We start from the raw sequence: 16549 nt of genomic DNA on the forward strand, positions 1-16549 counted from the left end.
AGCGCCCGTGCTCTTGCCGATTCCGTTTCGCCGCCCGTCGCCGTCGGTCGCCAGCGATACCCCGCAGGTGCGACTCGAACGCGAGGGTCGCGACGAAATTCGTCGGATCACGGCGGCGGTCGAAAAAGTCCCGTGGACCATCAGTCTGATGCAGATCCTGTGGACCGCGGGGCCGGTGACCCTGCTCGGCGCCTGGGGCGGCTACCTACTGGGCTACGGCAAGGCGCCGACGCTCGAGAATTACATCTTCTTCATTTCGTTCACGGTCATCACCGGTGCCGCCGGGATCATGGCCAATTTGCTGCACCAGCTGACAGGCGGGCGCCGGCTGGAACGCACCTCGAGTCGTATCGAGCGGGTCATCAAGACGCTGCCGGAACTGCTGCTGGCCACTCGCAACCTGATCGTCGAGAGCCTCGAAGGCGATGCCCGGCGTCGTGAAGCGGCCGCCATGTTGCTGCGCAAGCAGGATCTGTCGCCGGAAGGGGTCGAACTGGCGGCACTGGAGCTGCTCGACGACCGTGACAGCGCTCGCCTGATCGGCCAGATCGACGTCTATCGGCGGGTCGGCCTCCACGCCCGAGTCAGCGATCTGGTCGAGATCTACCGCGACGATATCGAGCCACGTTTCATCGAACTCTACGACCTGGCGCCTGCCGCGATCACGCTGCTGCGGGATCGCTTCGAGGGCCATGCTCCGGACCCGCGATACGGCGTGCCGCGAGACGAACACTTCATCGAGCGCGTCATGGCCTCGATCGAGCACGACAACGATCTGCTGATGACGCTACAGGACGTCGAGGAGATGGTGATTCTGGCGTTCGAACTGATCAGCGGACGGGAAATCCCGGTACTGTCGTTCGAATACCGCGGCCGCTGGAAGCTGGCTCGGGCCTTCGACAGCCTGGAAGAAGCCCGGGCTCGACATCGGATCGCCCAGGCCACCGGTCTCTCGCGGCTGAAGGCGCTGAATACCTATCTCGTCGAGCATTCGGTGACGCCGCTCGCCGAAAGCGTTTCCGGCCAGCGCGCCGACGCCCTGCTGGCCCACAGCGTTGCCGCCATCGATGAGCTGAGCGAACAGACGCATGCGCTGTCCCATGCCATCCATACCGGACGCAGCGACGATCGTCAGACGCTGCGCCGCCAGGCGGAAGTACTGACCAACGCGATCAAGCTCTACAAGAGCGTGTCCAGTGCCTACGACGAAGTCGGCCGCAGCCACGCCCATCGACTGCGCATGGCCCAGCGCTGGGAAGCAGTCAGTGCCGATCTTTCCGATAGCACTACCCGCCTGCGCCTGGGCCCGGGGCGGCGCGGCCTGCGCATTCGAGAAAGCAAGATCGCTTTGAACGACGAAGCCAAGGCGGTGGTGTGCAAGCATCTCGGCCGTCACCTCGAGAAGGCCAACATCGGCACGCTGCGCGAGCGGTTGCGCCAGGTCGGGCGAGACACCCAGCTCAGCGTCGGGGTCGAGAGCGCCAAACGCGTGGCGGTGGAAATATTCCTGGCGCTGGAGCCCCACGTGCATCTGTCGCGACCGGCGGTGCAGCGTGCCATCAACAGTACCAACGCGGCGGATTTCGGCCAGCTCGAGCCCAACCTTTCGGTAGCGGCGAAGGCGGCGATGGGCTCGGCCATGGTCCGCGAGATTGAGACCGACCTCTCGCGTACCGCGGAGTCGCTGGCGCTGGCGCTGGTCAGGCATTACCGCGTCGCGCTGGAACCGGAGGCGATGGCATTCCTGCAGCGCCAGTACGGCGCGCGGGAAGCCACGCTGCAGATGCTGACCAACGTCAATCTGGATCGCGCCGAGACAGCCAATGTCAGCTACCTGAGCATGGCACCGCCGGCCGTGGGTACGCCGCATCGCCAGTGGTATCGGGCGCTGGTTCGCGCTCGCCGCCATTTGGAGAAATGATCGACGGATGTCGAATAAAAGCCATTCAGCGGAGCCTGTTTCATGCGTTTGATCGTCGCCGAAAAACCGAGTCTCGCCCGCGCCATCGCCGACGCGCTACCGGTCAGGGCGACGCGGCGCGAAGGCTATCTCGAGGCCGGCGATACCGTGGTGAGCTGGTGCCTCGGTCACCTGCTGGAACAGGCGCCTCCCGAACGCTACGACCCGAAATACAAGCAGTGGCGGCTTGACGACCTGCCGATCATTCCCGAACGCTGGCAGCTAGTGCCCAGAAGCCAGGCACGCAGCCAGCTGGCCGTGCTGCGCAAGCTGATCAAAAGCGCCGACAGCGTGGTTCACGCTGGCGATCCAGATCGCGAAGGCCAACTGCTGGTGCAGGAAGTGTTGAACCATCTCGGCTGGCGTCGGGAAACCCAGCGTCTGCGGGTACAGGATCTCAACCGCCCCGCGGTGGTCAAGGCGCTTGCCAGCCTCGAGGACAACCAGCGTTACCAGCCGCTCTATGCCGCTGCCGAGGCGCGCTCCCGGGCGGACTGGCTGTACGGCATCAATCTGACTCGTGCCTGGACGCTGATCGGCCGCCAGGCCGGCTTTGATGGCCTGCTGTCGGTGGGCCGGGTGCAGACCCCGGTACTGGGGCTGGTGGTCAGGCGCGATCGCGATATCGCGGCGTTCGAACCCAAACCGTTTTACGTGCTTTGGGCGGATCTCCAGGTGGCCCACGGTTCGCTGCGAGCCTGGTGGCAGCCCGGCGAGAATCACCCGCTCGACGGCTCATGTTTGGATGGCTCGTGTTTTGATGAACAGGGCCGCCTGCTCGACCCGCGACCGGCCCAAGCGCTGGCGCAACGGCTCGCCGGCGCCCAGGGCCATCTCGCCCAGCTCGACCAGAAGCGCAAGCGACAGGCCGCGCCGCTGCCCTATTCTCTGTCGTCGCTGCAGATCGATGCCGCGCGTCGCCACGGTCTATCCGCCAAGCGAGTGCTCGACGTCTGTCAGACGCTCTACGAACGTCATCAGTTGATCACCTATCCGCGCTCCGACTGCCGTTATCTCCCCGCCGCCCACCACCGGGAGGCGGCGAAGACCTTGATCAGCGCCTGCCGACTCGACGACCAGCTGCGCGGCTGGGCCGAACAGGCCGACTTCGGCCTGCGCTCCAAGGCGTGGGACGACGCCAAGGTCGGCGCCCACCACGCGCTGGCACCGACGGGGCGGCCGGCGGACATGGACAAGCTGAACCGCGACGAGGCCAACCTGTTCCGGTTGATCGCGCGCAACGTGCTGGCCCAGTTCTATCCCGCGCTCGGGACCTACGAGACGCAGGCGCTATTCGACATCCTCGACGAGCGCTTCAAGGCCCAGGGGCGAGAGATCATCGAACCAGGCTGGAAGCCACTGTTCACCACCCGCGACGACGTCCCCGCTCTGCCCCCGCTGACCCAGGGCGAGACGGCGACAGTGACCGATGCCGGGTGCGAAGCCCGCGAAACCCGCCCGCCGGAACCCTTCACCGATGCCAGCCTGATCAAGGCGATGATGAACATCGCGCGCTATGTCGAGGATCCCGCGGTCAAACGGACACTGCGCGAGTCGGACGGTCTCGGCACCGAAGCGACCCGGGCCAGCATCATCGAAACGCTGCTGACGCGGGGTTATCTCATTCGCGACAAAAAAGCCATCAAGGCGACGCGTACCGGACACGCCCTGATCGACTCGCTGCCCCCGGCGGCGACGCGGCCGGAGCGTACCGCCCTATGGGAACAGCGCCTCTCGGCGATCGCCGAAAGTCAGGATGCACCGGCGCCATTCCTGGAAGCGCTGGTCAGCGATCTGCGCGCGCTGCTGGGCCAGGCGGATGCCGGTCGACTCAATCAGGCGCTCAAGGCATCGACGCAAGGGCCGGCACCGGAAGCCCCGCCACGCAAGAGTGCCAAAGGAGGCAAGCGTGGCGCCGGCGCCCGCAAGTCGAGCGGAAGCAGGTCTCGGCGTAGTACTTCGACGAGCAGTTCGTCAACGAGTCGCCCTTCGACGGGCAGTTCTTCGACGAGCAGTTCTTCGAAAAAGAGCCAGGCGACATCCTCGACGGGTGACAAGCCGACGCCGCCTCGCCGCACCCGGAAGCGGACCTCATGACGCTTCCGGCCGGCACGCCTCGATGCATCGATGGCCAAGGCCCAGCGTCGAGCGACGATGCGCCCTGGCTGATCGTCGGCGCCGGCGCGCTCGGCCAGCTGTTTGCCGCCTCTCTGGCTGCGTTTCGGCCCGTCATCCTGCTGGGCAGGCACCTGGCGCAGCCCGCCATCCGCCTGCGCAAGGTGGATGGCACGGATGTCGAGATCGCATTGGCGCGCGAGCGACTGAAAGATTGGATCGCCAAACGGGGCGAATACAGCGTCCCGGCCCTAGTGGTACTGGCGACCAAGTCTCACGATACTCAGACCGCACTCGATGCTTTGACGCCGTCGCTTGCGCCCACCACGCCGCTGCTGCTGTTACAGAATGGCTTCCAGGTACAGCCTCGCATCAGCGAACACTGGGCAGGGCCGGTGCTTTGCGCCTCGACCACCGAGGCCGCCTATCGTCCGATGCCCGAGCCCAAGCCCAAGCCCAAGCCCAAGCCTGAGCCCGAAGGCGATTCCCATTCTGATTTCCACCTCTCCAGACCCGACGTGGTTCATGCCGCCGCCGGCGAAACCTGGATCGGCGATCTCGCCGGCCGCCATGCCGCACTGGCAACAGTCGTCGCCGACGATCTGAGCCAGGCAGGGATCGCCGCTACCGCCTGCGCCGACATCCGCCTGCGCCTGTGGCACAAACTCGCGATCAACGCGGTGATCAATCCGTTGACCGCCAGCCATGGCGTTCGCAACGGCGAGCTGACGAGAGTCGAGTTCCGCCCCCGGATCGAGGCATTGATCTCGGAGATCGACCGGATCATGCGGGCCGAGGGTATAAAACCACCCGCTGCGGGCTGGCAGGCGCTGATCGACGGCGTGATCGAGGCCACTGCCGCCAACCGTTCTTCGATGCTGCAGGACGTGCTGGCCGGTCGTCCCACGGAGCGTGACGCCATTCTCTGGCCACTGATCGATGCGGGCCTCCGCCATGAACTCGCCACACCAGCGCTCACTGCGCTCTACCGGGCAACGCTGGCCTAGATAACACCTCTCCTACCGGCTACCAACCTGCCCGCGTGGGCCACGGTTCGAATCGATGGTCCGAGACGCAAACGGCCGATCCATGGGATCGGCCGTTCGCGTTGTTCCAGTGGTATCGGTATCAGCCCCTCATTCGGTAGTGCTGGCGGCTTCAGATCGGATTGGCGAATCGGTCTGCGACCCGCCCTTGGCCTTGTCCGCCGGAAAAAACACGCCCTTTTTCAGATCGCTCTCGATCTCTTCCAGCGAGCGGCCCTTGGTCTCGGGAACGTAGCGCACGATGAACACCAGCGCGATCGTGGTGATCACGGCGTAAAGCCAGAAGGTGCCGGAAGTGCCCAGCGTGCTGATCAGCGACAGCGTGGTCAGCGTCACCAGCAGGTTGAACACCCAGTGGCTCAACGCCCCCCATGCTGGCGCCCTTACCCCGCACGAACAGCGGGTAGACCTCGGCGTTGATCAGCCACAGACAGACACCGAAACTGCAGTTGAGCGCCATGTAGATCGCCAGACACGCCACCAGCGCGTACTGGCTGAAGGCGTCCTCGGGCGCGCCACCGACGAACAGCAGCCCCATGATCACCAGCGCCACCGCCGAGCCGGGCACCATCCACAGCAGAAAGCGTTTTCGGCCGATGCGATCGACCAGGAAGATCCCCAGAATCGTCGCCAGATTGATCAGTACCGCGCCACCGATGGCCGCCAGCACCGAGGCGCTGTCGCCGAAACCGGCCTGACTCAGAATGGTCGGCGCATAGTAGATCAGGGCATTGTTGCCGGTGATCTGAGAGAACATCGCGATCCCCACGCCGGCCACCAGCGCCGGACGGATCCACGGCTGGAACAGGTCACGCCAGGTGCCTTCGGGACGCGCCGAGACCTCCTTGATCTCGTCCATCTCGGTCTGAGCGCCTTCGCGGCTGGCGCGCACTCGCTCGAGGATATGCAGCGCTTCGGGTTCGCGTCCCTTGCTCACCAGCCAGCGCGGGCTTTCCGGCAAAAACAGCATGCCCAGCATCAGAATGACCGCGGGTACGGTGCCCAGACCGAACATCCAGCGCCACTGCTCGCCCAGCCCGTAGCCCACGAGATAGGCGACGAGAATGCCGAACACCACCATGAACTGGAACATCACCACCAGTTTTCCGCGATGCTCCGGCGGTGTGACTTCGGCGATGTAGACCGGAATGATCTGCGTCGCGCTGCCGGCGGAAAGCCCGAGAATGAACCGCGCCGCGATCAGCATGCCGACGCTGGTCGAGGTCGCCGACAGAATCGAGCCGACGACGAACACCGCGCCGACCAGCACGATCGTCCAGCGCCGCCCGAGCCGATCGGACAGCCGGCCCGTGCCCACGCAGCCGAAGATCGCGCCAAGAATAATGGCGCCGGTCACCAGCTGCTTGAGCGTGTCGTCGAGGGCGAACTGCTTCGACAGCCCCAGTAGCGCCACACCGATAATGCCGGTGTCGTAACCGAACAGCAGGCCACCTAGCGCAGCGACGACCGACACCATGACGACCAGCCCTTTACGCTTCGGCCCACCACTGGCGGTAGCGTGTGCGTTCATGCTTCTCTCCTTGAAATCGGGCGTCCTGGATGACGAATTGCCCGGTTCGAATGACTAGGTACTATCTTTGAAACGAATGCGGGTCCCGCTCCACCAAAGCTGACGGTCAGCGTTGGCAGCTACGGCCTGGATACGCTCGGCGTTGGGCGCATCGGTCGTGCGAACCCAGTCCAACGCCTGCTGTTGGGTACGACCGAACTGCCTGTGCCGAGCCACCAGACGCTCTTCGCGTAGCTCTCGGTCGACATCGAGAAACCATACCTCGTCCAGCATCTCTCGCACCTGTGGCCAGGGTTCATCCTCGAGCAGCAGATAATTGCCCTCGGTAATGACCAAGGACGTTACCGGTGGAACGGCGATACTGGCGGCGATGGGCTCCTCGATCTCGCGATAGAACCCCGGCGCATAGACAATTTCGGATTCGTCATGAGGCGTACGAAGACGCAGCAGCAAATCGCGATAGCCGAACGCATCGAACGTGTCAGGCGCGCCTTTTCGCTGTTCGCGACCCTGCGCGACCAGTTGGCGGTTGGAGAGATGAAACCCATCCATCGGTACGACCTGTGCCTGATCGCCCAGCGCCGCGAGAAGCGCCTCGGAAAGCGTGCTTTTACCGGAACCGGGGGCGCCGACAAGGCCGAGAATACGGCGCTCAGGTGAATCGATTAAGCGCCGCGCCGCATGCACAATCAGCGGGTCGATATCGATCGATAACGACCGCGTTTCCATCGCCTTGATACGCATTGGGGGATCGCAGAAAAACTGGAGGTGGGAACAAGCGTAGCACGCTCATTTTGATGATGAGAGTCGTTTTTCTGCGACAAGACTATCGTCGTAAACTTACTGACATTCCAAAATATCGGGTCGATGTTGCCGGTTTCAATCACGATGTCGGCCGCAAACGCTCTCGAAGGCGCTTGCAACATCCCTTCGGTGATCGGCAAGCGACCGGCTATTCGCCAACTCTCCGGCGCAATCGTGCCACCTCATCCATCAGTTCGAGTGCCAGGGCTGCGCCAGCCAAGTTGACCCCCAGATCGTGCTGCAGACGCTGGACAACTCTGACCCGGTGCAGGCTCGCGCCGTAGAACCGCCACTGTTCGCGCCGGCGGCCATCGGGAACGATGACGCCCTCGTCGACCAGCTCAATGACCCACTCGGCATGGACCGTGCAGGTCCGGCACAGTTCGCCAAGCGTCAGGACGGGTGTTTCGTCGAGGTTGTCGACGGGGACCTGGGTGAGATCGTGGATGGTCATGGCTTCTCCTCCGCTGCCGCTCTGGGATCGAAGTTCGCCACCGCTTCCAGCTGGCGATAAGCCGCCTTGACGTCGTCATTCGTCGCGGGCGGCAGAACGATCTTCAATGTCACGTAGCAATCGCCCGGCGGCTCGCCAGGAATGCCTCGACCCTTGAGTCGCAGGCGCCGTCCTTCCCGGGAATCCGACGGCACTTTGAGCTCCACCGAGCCCTCGGGTAGCGGGACCGCGATCGTCGCGCCCAACGCCGCTTCCCAGGGTGCCACGGGCAGGATCAGGGTGACGTCGCGCCCTTCGACCTGATAGCGCCAGTGCGACTCGAACTCGATCTCCAGATAGAGATCGCCGGCCGGTCCGCCGCCCATCCCCGCCTCGCCCTGCCCGCCCAGGCGGATTCGCTGGCCCTGTTTCACGCCCTTGGGGATACGAACTTTCAGCGTACGCTGGCGAGGTCGCAGCCGACCCTGATCATCGATTTCACCGCTCTGGAGCGTCAGCGTTCGCGTGGCGCCGCGATAGGCGTCTTCGAGCGCAATCGACACCTTGGCATGATGATCCTCTCCGCGCAGACCCGCACCGCGTTCACGATACCGCGCGCTGCCGGGGTCGCCGTTCGAGGCTGCGGAACCAGAGCCTGCTGCCCGGCGTTGCCCGAACAGCGATTCGAAGAAATCGCTGAAAGCGGCGCTGTCCTCCTGTGAATGGCCTCCCGCTGAATAGCCGCCCCGCGGATGGCCTTGCTGAGTATAGCCACCGCCACGGAATTCGAACCCGGCATCCCAGTCCGGCGGCGGCCGGAAATCCTCGCCGGCCCGCTGACCTTGCCCCACCTGATCATAGGCGAGACGCTTTTCGGGATCCTTCAGGACTTCGTACGCCTCACCCAGTTCCTTGAAGCGCGCATCGGCGTCGGCTTCCTGGCTGACATCCGGGTGATACTTTCGAGCCAGTCTGCGGTAGGCGCGCTTGATCTCTTCCTGAGTGGCATCGCGTTCCACGCCCAGCACCGCGTAGTAATCCTTGAACTCCATGCCGCGCTCCCTGTCGACGGGTCGATGACCGGCCGCATTTTCATGCAGGCCGGTCACTATCGTTATAGCAGGGTTCGCGGCATCTCTCGCGCCTAGCCGGTATTACGCAGGCCGGCAGCGATACCCGCCATCGTTACCATCAGGGCCCGAGAGAGCTCCGGTGTAATATTGCCGTCGGCATCGCGGTTACGCTGCAGCAGTTCGGCCTGAAGACCATGCAGCGGGTCGATGTAGGGGTTGCGCACTTCGATCGCCTGACGAATCAACGGCGTATTGTCGAGCAGACGGCGCTGATCGAGGATCCGCAGCAGCACGGCTTCCAAATCGACCAAACGCTGACGCAGCGACTCGCCCAGTCGGGTCAATGCCGGCTCCTCCACCAGCCGCTTCTCGTAATAGGCGGCGATGAGCGGATCCGACTTGGCCAGCAGCATCTCGAGCATGTCCAGATAGGTGCCGAAGAACGGCCACTGTTGGCGCATCTCTCGCAGCCGATCGAGCCCGCCGTCTTCTTCGAGACGTCTGGAGAACGCCTCGCCGCTACCCAGCCAGGCCGGCAACATCAGGCGAGTCTGGGTCCAGGCGAATATCCAGGGAATGGCACGCAGCGTCTCGATGCCGCCCTCCTGACGCCGCTTGGCGGGACGCGACCCCAGCGGCAGCCGGCCCAGTGCGCCTTCAGGCGTCACCGCCCGGAAGTAAGGCACGAAGTCGGGATCCTCGCGCACCACGCCCACATAGGCACGATGGGCAATATCGGCCAGGCGATCCATCTCCTCGCGCCACACGGGTCGGGGTGCGGGCGGTGGCAACAGCGTCGCTTCGAGCACCGCGCAGACGTAGATCTCCATCGAACGCAGCGCTATACCGGGCTGGCCGAACTTGAAGCGAATCATCTCGCCCTGCTCGGTCACTCGCAGGCTGCCGTTCACCGAGCCCGGCGGCTGCGACAGAATGGCGGCGTGGGCAGGGCCACCGCCGCGGCCGACGGTGCCACCGCGGCCATGAAACAGCGTCAGCGATACGCCGCCCTCTCGGCACACGTCGACCAGCCGCTCCTGGGCACGATACTGGGCCCAGGCCGCCGCCAGCTGGCCGGCATCCTTGGCCGAATCCGAGTAGCCGATCATCACCTCCTGGTAGTCGCCGGCGACCTCTCGATACCCCGGCAGCGCCAGCAGACGTTCGATCACGTCACCGGCCCGATCCAGATCGTCCAATGTCTCGAACAGCGGGGCAATCGGCAGGCGCACGCCGTTGCCGGCTTCCTTCATCAGCAGCGCCACCGCCAGCACGTCGGAGGGTTGCTGCGCCATGGAGATGATATAGGTGCCCAGCGCCTGACGATGCTCGCGGCCGATCACGCCGAACGTGTCGAGGACTTCCCGGGTTTCGGCCGAGCACTCCCAACGAGGCGGAATCAGCGGCCTTGGCGAGGCCAGCTCTTCGAGCAGAAATGCCTGTCGCGCGGATTCGTCCCAGTCACGGTAGTGGCTGCCGTCGGCGCCGACATCGAGGTATTGGGTCAGCTCCTCGAAGACCTGAGCATGGCGGGTACCGTCCTGGCGGACGTCGAGCTTGGCCAGATTGACCCCGAAGACCGCCACGCGTCTGAGCGTGTCCAGCAGTACGCCGTTGGCAATGGTCTCCAGCCCCACATCGCACAGTGAGCGGTAACAGGTCAGCAGCGGCGCGAACAGCTGCTCGCGCGTCTCGATGATGGGATCATCGCCGGGCGGCTCCCCATCGAGTCGCGCTCGCGCCCATGCCCGAGTCGCCTCCAGCCGGGTCGACAAGCGTTTGAGCAGCGCGCGATACGGCTCTGCAGCCTGGCGGGATCCGGGTTCGGCGTCGTCTCCGACCTCGGCGCGCAGCGCATCGTTGGCCTTCCACATCGACAGCTCGGCCTTGAGCTGCTCCAGATCGCGCAGATAAAGATCGGCGGCCATCCAGCGCCCCAGCAGCAGAACCTCTTCGGTAACGCTGGACGTGACATTGGGATTGCCGTCCCGGTCGCCCCCCATCCACGAGGCGAAGCGGATGGGCGACGCTTCCAGCGGCAACCGCTCACCGGCCGTCTCCATCAGCAACGCATCCAGGTCGCGGTGGAACGTCGGGACCGCCTCCCACAGCGAGTTTTCGATCACCGCGAAGCCCCATTTCGCCTCGTCGACGGGCGTGGGTCGCTCGTGGCGAATCTCGTCGGTATGCCAGGACTGGGCAATGAGCTCTTCCAATCGGCCCTGGGCGCGCTGAAGTACTTCCGGATGATCGCCGCTGTCCTCGATGGTCCGCAGGCAGTCATCAATGGCGTCGTATTTCTGAATCAAGGTGCGTCGAATGACTTCGGTGGGATGTGCCGTCAGTACCAGATCGACGCGCATGTCGGCGATGGCATCGACCAGTTGCCGCGAGGATTGGCCCGACGCCGCCACGCGCTGGAGAAGTTCGCCCAGATCGGGCTGGGTGCCGGGCTTGTAATCTTCGACACGCCGAAAGCGTGCGCGATAGTGCTGCTCGGCAATATTGGAGAAGTTGAGAAACTGGTTGAAGGCCCGGGTGACCGGTAGCAACTCCTGGTCAGGGAGCGCCCGCAGGTAATCGATCAGCTCGCGGCGATCGGCTTCCTCGGCGCTCTGTCGCCCTTTCTTGGCCAGGGCACGGATCGTTTCGATGCGATCGACGAACTCACTGCCGAGATCCTTGGCAATGGTGCGGCCGAGGCTATCGCCCAGCAGCCGGACGTTATCCCGCAATGATTCGTGCAGCGACGTTTCCTGTTCTGGACTCATGGCATCCCTCCCTATGGCTAGACAGGGCGCCAGGTGGCGACCCCGATCCCAGCAGATCGATATCACTGGGATAAACCGCTGAAAACATCAGCATAACGATCTGGGGGAAAGAGTCGACCGGCGGGAAAACGACATTAGTCGTAAATTTACGACATGGATCAGGAGCGCGAGGCGTTCTCTACGCGCTTTGCCGCCTGCCAATGGCGCTCCATCTCCTCCAGAGAGGCACGATCAGTCGCGGAGTCGCTTGCCGCGAGGGCACGTTCGACGTAACGAAAGCGCCATTCGAACTTGGCGTTGGTCCCGCGCAGCTGCTGTTCCGGGTCACAGCCCAGACGCCGTGCCAGATTGACGACAGCGAACAGCAGATCGCCGACTTCCTCCTGGGCGTGGGTCCGGTCGTTTTCGGCCAGCGCCGTCTCGACCTCGGCGAGTTCCTCGCGGATCTTGTCGATGACGCCGCGCTCGTCCGGCCAGTCGAAACCCTGACCGGCAGCACGCTTGCTCAACTTGGCGGCGCGACTCAGTGCCGGTAGCGCCGTGGGGATATCGTCCAGCGCCGAAGCACCGGCGCCATCGGTTACGCGGGCTTCCCGCTCTTCGGCTTTCAATGCTTCCCAGCGGGTCTTGACCTGCCGCTCGGCCACCTGACTTTCCGCGTCACCACCGCTACCGCGTCGGGAATGCAGCGTGCCGTCGGGAAAGACATGCGGATGACGTCGCAGCATCTTGGCCGTCAGCGTATCCACGACATCGTCGAAGTCGAAGCGCCCTTCCTCCCGGCCGAACTGGCTATAGTAGACGACCTGGAACAGTAGATCGCCGAGTTCACCGGGCAGCTCCTCGAAGGCGCGGCGCTCGATGGCATCGGCGACCTCGTACGCTTCTTCGAGGGTATGGGGAACGATGGTGTCCCAGTGCTGCTTGATGTCCCACGGGCAGCCATGGTCGGGATCCCTGAGCACGGCCATCAGGGTCAGCAGGTCATCGAGGGAATGACGTCGCGAGTCCGGGCGTCGGAGGTCGGCAGGCGGTGGCATGGCGGTCTTGTCCTCGATACTCAAACCTTGATCCTCATTGTGGCCCGTGACCCTGCCCCGCGCCCTGTCTCAGCCGTTTGACGTCGATCACGTTGGGTAGCTGCTGAATGCGCGAGAAGATGCGCTCCAACGCCTCCAGACTCTCGATCTCCAAGGTGATCCGCATTCGCGCGATGTTGTCGAACTTGTCCGTCACTGTATTGACCGAGGTCACGTTGACGCGGTCGCTGGAGAGCACGTGGGTGACGTCGCGCAGCAGCCCGGAGCGATCCCAGGCTTCGATTTCGATGTCCACCGGATACTGGGCTTGCTCTTTCTGACCCCACTCGACGTCGACGATCCGCCGCGGCTCCTCGCTGCGCAACTGCAGCACGTTGGAGCAATCCTGGCGATGAATGGTGACACCGCGACCCTGGGTGATATAGCCGATGATCTGATCCCCCGGCACCGGGTGGCAGCAGTTGGCCATCGCAGTCTTGAGATTGCCGACCCCGAGCACGGTGATCCCGTCGCTGGGCTCCTTGCCCTGATGGCGCCGCGGCTTCGTCAGCAGGCGATCGAGCTGCTCCTGATCGTCGCTTTCGCCGAACAGCTGCTGGGCCTGATGCAGTACCTGGCCGATGCGCAGATCGCCCGCCCCGATCGCGGCGTACATGTCCTCGACCTCGAGGTAGTTGACCGCAGCCGCCAGACGCTCGAGATCGACACCGTCGATGTCGAGTCGGCGAAACTCGCGATCGAAGATCGCCTTGCCCTCGTCGAGATTCTGCTCGCGCGCCTGCAGCTTGAACCAGGCCTGAATCTTGGAGCGCGCCCTTGAGGTGCGCACATAGCCCAGATTGGGGTTGAGCCAGTCGCGGCTCGGCGCACTCTTGGTGGCGGTAAGAATCTCGACCTGCTGGCCCGTCTTGAGCCGATAGGTCAGCGGCACGATGCGGCCGTCGACCTTGGCACCGCGACAGCGATGGCCAATTTCGGTATGCACGCGATAGGCGAAATCGATCGGCGTGGCGATCTGGGGCATGTCGATGACGTGACCGTCGGGCGTAAACACGTAGATCCGATCCGGCGCCACGTCGCTCGCCAGCCCCTCGCGGAAATCGCCGACGTCGCCGACTTCTTCCTGCCACTCGAGCACCTGGCGCAGCCACGCGATCTTCTCTTCGTAACCCCGGCTCTTGGCGTCGGTATCCATGCCCTTGTAGCGCCAGTGTGCACAGACGCCGAGCTCCGCCTCTTCGTGCATGGCGAAGGTGCGCACCTGGATCTCGAGCACCTTGTTCTCGGGGCCGATGACCGCGGTGTGCAGCGACTGATAGCCGTTCTTCTTGGGATTGGCGATATAGTCGTCGAATTCGTTGGGCACATGGTGCCAGCGCGAGTGCACCACCCCGAGGGTGGTGTAGCAGTCGGCGATCTCGGGCACTAGAATGCGAACCGCCCGCACGTCGTAGACCTGGGAGAAATCGATGCGCTTGCGCTGCATCTTCCGCCAGATCGAATAGATATGCTTGGCCCGGCCATCGACTTGATAGCGCAGAATGCCCTGGCGCTCCAGCAGCGTCTCCAGCGTGTCCACGACTTCATGGATATAACGATCACGGGCGAGTCGCTTTTCCGCCAGCTGCGTGGCGATCGACTTGTACTCGGTTTCATGCAGATAGCGAAAAGCCAGATCCTCGAGCTCCCACTTGATCTGACCGATACCCAGCCGGTGCGCCAGCGGGGCGTAGATGTCGAAGACCTCACGCGCCACACGCAGCCGTTTTTCTCGCGAGGCATCCTTGACCTGACGCAGCATGCACGTCCGTTCGGCAATCTTGATCAGCGCGATACGCACGTCGTCGACCATGGTCACCAGCATCTTGCGCAGATTGTCCTGCTGGTTGTGCTGCGACAGGCCGTGCTTGGGCGCCTGGAGCTGGCTGATCGCGGCCATGCTGAGCACGCCGTCGATCAGCTTGGCAACCTCGTCACCCATCTGCTTGGCGACGCTTTCCAGGCTCAACAGGCCGCGGCGGACGCTACGGTAGAGAATCGCGGCTTCCAGCGTCTGTTGATCGAGCTTGAGCTGACTGAGTATGTCGGCCATCTCCAGCCCGGTCAGCAACGTCTGATCGGGAAGCGCCTCGCTGCCGTGCGCCTCTCGTTCGCTGGCTCGCAGCGCCAGACGGCATGCCTGCAGAATGCGTTCGGGAGCTCGCAACTCGACTTCCTGCTGCAACCGATGCAACCACAATTCCAGATCGACGCTGCCGTCATCGACCAGCGGCTCACTCTCTCGCACCTTTACCATGCTAGCGCTTGCCTCCCGAGATCGGACTGTCGAGATCACTTTGCTGCCGCCGCAGCCGCTCGCGATAGGCCGATCGCGCTGGCCGTTCGAGACGCTCCGGTCGCTGGAACAGCGCCAGCGACTCCAGATGGGCGGTATGCGGGAACATGTCGGCCATCGCCAGATGCGACAGCACAAACCCGCCAGCCAGCAGATGTGCCGCGTCCCGTGCCAGGGATGCCGGATCGCAGGAGATATAGGCGACCTGCGTGACATCGCTCTGCGCCAGGCGACGGCAAAGCGCGTCGGCGCCATCCCGCGGCGGGTCCAGCAACACCGTATCGTGAGAGCCGATCAGCTCCTCGATCGCCGCACCGGGATCGTTGAGATCAGCCTGCAGGGCCGACACGCTCAAGCCGTTATGATCGGCATTATCGCGCAGCCGCTCGACCATCTCATTGCTACCTTCGACAGCGGTGACACTGGCAACGTCATCGGCCAGGGCCAGCGAAAAATTGCCGATGCCGGCGAACAGGTCGAGCAGCCGCTCGCTGCCGCCCGGCGCCAGCCACGCTCGAAGGGTGTCGATCAGGCGCTGATTGATCTCGGCGTTGACCTGGAGAAAATCCCCCGGCGCCAAGGCAAGCGACAGTTGACGCCGACCGCCGTCGATGGCGGTGACCAGCCGCGGCTGATCGCCCAGCCAGACCAGATCCGTCGATTGTCTTCCCCGGCGTAGCGCGCAAGCCAGCCGTTCCCGCCCGGCGAATGCTCGCCAGCGCTGCGCGTCCTCAGGCACATCGCGCAGCTGCCGAACGACCACGGTGATAATGTCGCCATCGCCATCGTCATCGCCATCGGTCAGCAGCAGTTCGAGATGCCCGACATGGCGGGGCGCCTCGAGCGATTCGAGCTGGGCTCGCAATTTCGGCAACAGCGCCGCCAGCGGCGAAGCCAGCACGTGACAACTGTCGATATCGACCAGCTGCTCGCTACCCCGCGCCCGAAATCCGAGATGCACGTGACCCTGCGCATCACATTTGACGCCGAGCCTGGCGCGGCGCCGATAGCCGGCCGAATCGCCGACCAGCATCGGTACGTCATCGGGCGCCTCGATGGACTGGCGCTTGAGCAGATCGATCAGCACCTGACGCTTGTGCTCACGCTGGCCGTCGACACTCAAATGCTGCAGATCGCAGCCGCCGCAACGGGTGGCATAAACGCACGGCGGTTCGACGCGACTCGCGGCATCGCTGAGGCGCTGGCGTATGTGTGCTTCGTCGTAGCGCTTGCGCTGGCGATGTATCGCGACCACGACCCGCTCGCCCGGCAGCGCGGCATCGACGAATACCGTCTTGCCCTCGACATCTCGTGCCACGCCGCGGCCGTCGTGCGCCAGCCGTTCGATGACCAGTGCACCGTCATCGCTTTTCGCCGTCGGCGTGGCCGGCTGGCGTTCCCGCCGGACCGCCGGCACGCGCCTCTTTCCCAGCATCGCCAT

Annotated in this window: 11 protein-coding genes and 1 pseudogene; 3 read left to right on the forward strand and 9 right to left on the reverse strand. The window is 64.2% G+C overall.

The annotated features are described in order from the left end of the window. Positions 1-7: 7 nt before the first annotated feature. From BTW08_RS10095 to BTW08_RS10105, 3 genes are read left to right on the forward strand one after another with little or no spacing between them, the layout of a single operon-like run. Complete coding sequence (locus BTW08_RS10095; protein ID WP_075562396.1) at positions 8-1921, forward strand: hypothetical protein; 1914 nt, start codon at positions 8-10, stop codon at positions 1919-1921. A gap of 42 nt (positions 1922-1963) precedes the next feature. Continuing rightward, entirely contained in the window at positions 1964-4057 is a 2094-nt protein-coding gene (locus tag BTW08_RS10100) for a DNA topoisomerase III (protein ID WP_075562397.1), read from the forward strand. Then, positions 4054-5082, forward strand: a complete 1029-nt coding sequence (locus tag BTW08_RS10105) for a ketopantoate reductase C-terminal domain-containing protein (RefSeq protein ID WP_083627803.1) — start codon at positions 4054-4056, stop codon at positions 5080-5082. The genes BTW08_RS10100 and BTW08_RS10105 overlap by 4 nt, the downstream gene beginning before the upstream one ends. Before the next feature lie 129 nt (positions 5083-5211). Here BTW08_RS10105 and BTW08_RS19360 read toward each other — a convergent pair whose 3' ends face one another. From BTW08_RS19360 to rlmD, 9 genes and pseudogenes are all read right to left on the reverse strand, one after another. Next, positions 5212-5472, reverse strand: coding sequence for an MFS transporter (locus BTW08_RS19360; protein WP_348638913.1), 261 nt, complete (start codon positions 5470-5472; stop codon positions 5212-5214). Between the two features lie 76 nt (positions 5473-5548). Further along, a pseudogene (locus BTW08_RS10110) lies at positions 5549-6652 on the reverse strand (sugar porter family MFS transporter); the annotation flags it as partial. 54 nt (positions 6653-6706) lie between these two features. Continuing rightward, entirely contained in the window at positions 6707-7396 is a 690-nt protein-coding gene (locus BTW08_RS10115) for a nucleoside/nucleotide kinase family protein (RefSeq protein ID WP_075562398.1), read from the reverse strand. A gap of 208 nt (positions 7397-7604) precedes the next feature. After that, positions 7605-7910 (reverse strand): chaperone modulator CbpM, encoded by a 306-nt coding sequence (locus BTW08_RS10120; RefSeq protein WP_075562399.1) that lies wholly within the window; start codon positions 7908-7910, stop codon positions 7605-7607. Further along, complete coding sequence (locus tag BTW08_RS10125) at positions 7907-8941, reverse strand: DnaJ C-terminal domain-containing protein (protein WP_075562400.1); 1035 nt, start codon at positions 8939-8941, stop codon at positions 7907-7909. Before BTW08_RS10125 ends, BTW08_RS10120 begins: the two co-directional genes overlap by 4 nt. A 92-nt stretch (positions 8942-9033) precedes the next feature. Further along, the gene (gene ppc, locus BTW08_RS10130; protein WP_075562401.1) at positions 9034-11733 is read right to left on the reverse strand and encodes a phosphoenolpyruvate carboxylase; all 2700 of its coding nucleotides are present in this window, start codon (positions 11731-11733) and stop codon (positions 9034-9036) included. Positions 11734-11891: 158 nt separating this feature from the next. Next, a complete protein-coding gene (mazG, locus tag BTW08_RS10135; protein WP_075562429.1) occupies positions 11892-12773 on the reverse strand; it encodes a nucleoside triphosphate pyrophosphohydrolase in 882 nt (293 codons plus the stop codon). A gap of 34 nt (positions 12774-12807) precedes the next feature. Then, positions 12808-15069, reverse strand: coding sequence for a GTP diphosphokinase (relA, locus tag BTW08_RS10140; RefSeq protein WP_075562402.1), 2262 nt, complete (start codon positions 15067-15069; stop codon positions 12808-12810). Between the two features lies 1 nt (position 15070). After that, positions 15071-16549, reverse strand: coding sequence for a 23S rRNA (uracil(1939)-C(5))-methyltransferase RlmD (rlmD, locus tag BTW08_RS10145; protein ID WP_075562403.1), 1479 nt, complete (start codon positions 16547-16549; stop codon positions 15071-15073).

This window comes from Salinicola sp. MH3R3-1 (assembly GCF_001937155.1).
Lineage (GTDB): Bacteria > Pseudomonadota > Gammaproteobacteria > Pseudomonadales > Halomonadaceae > Salinicola > Salinicola halophyticus.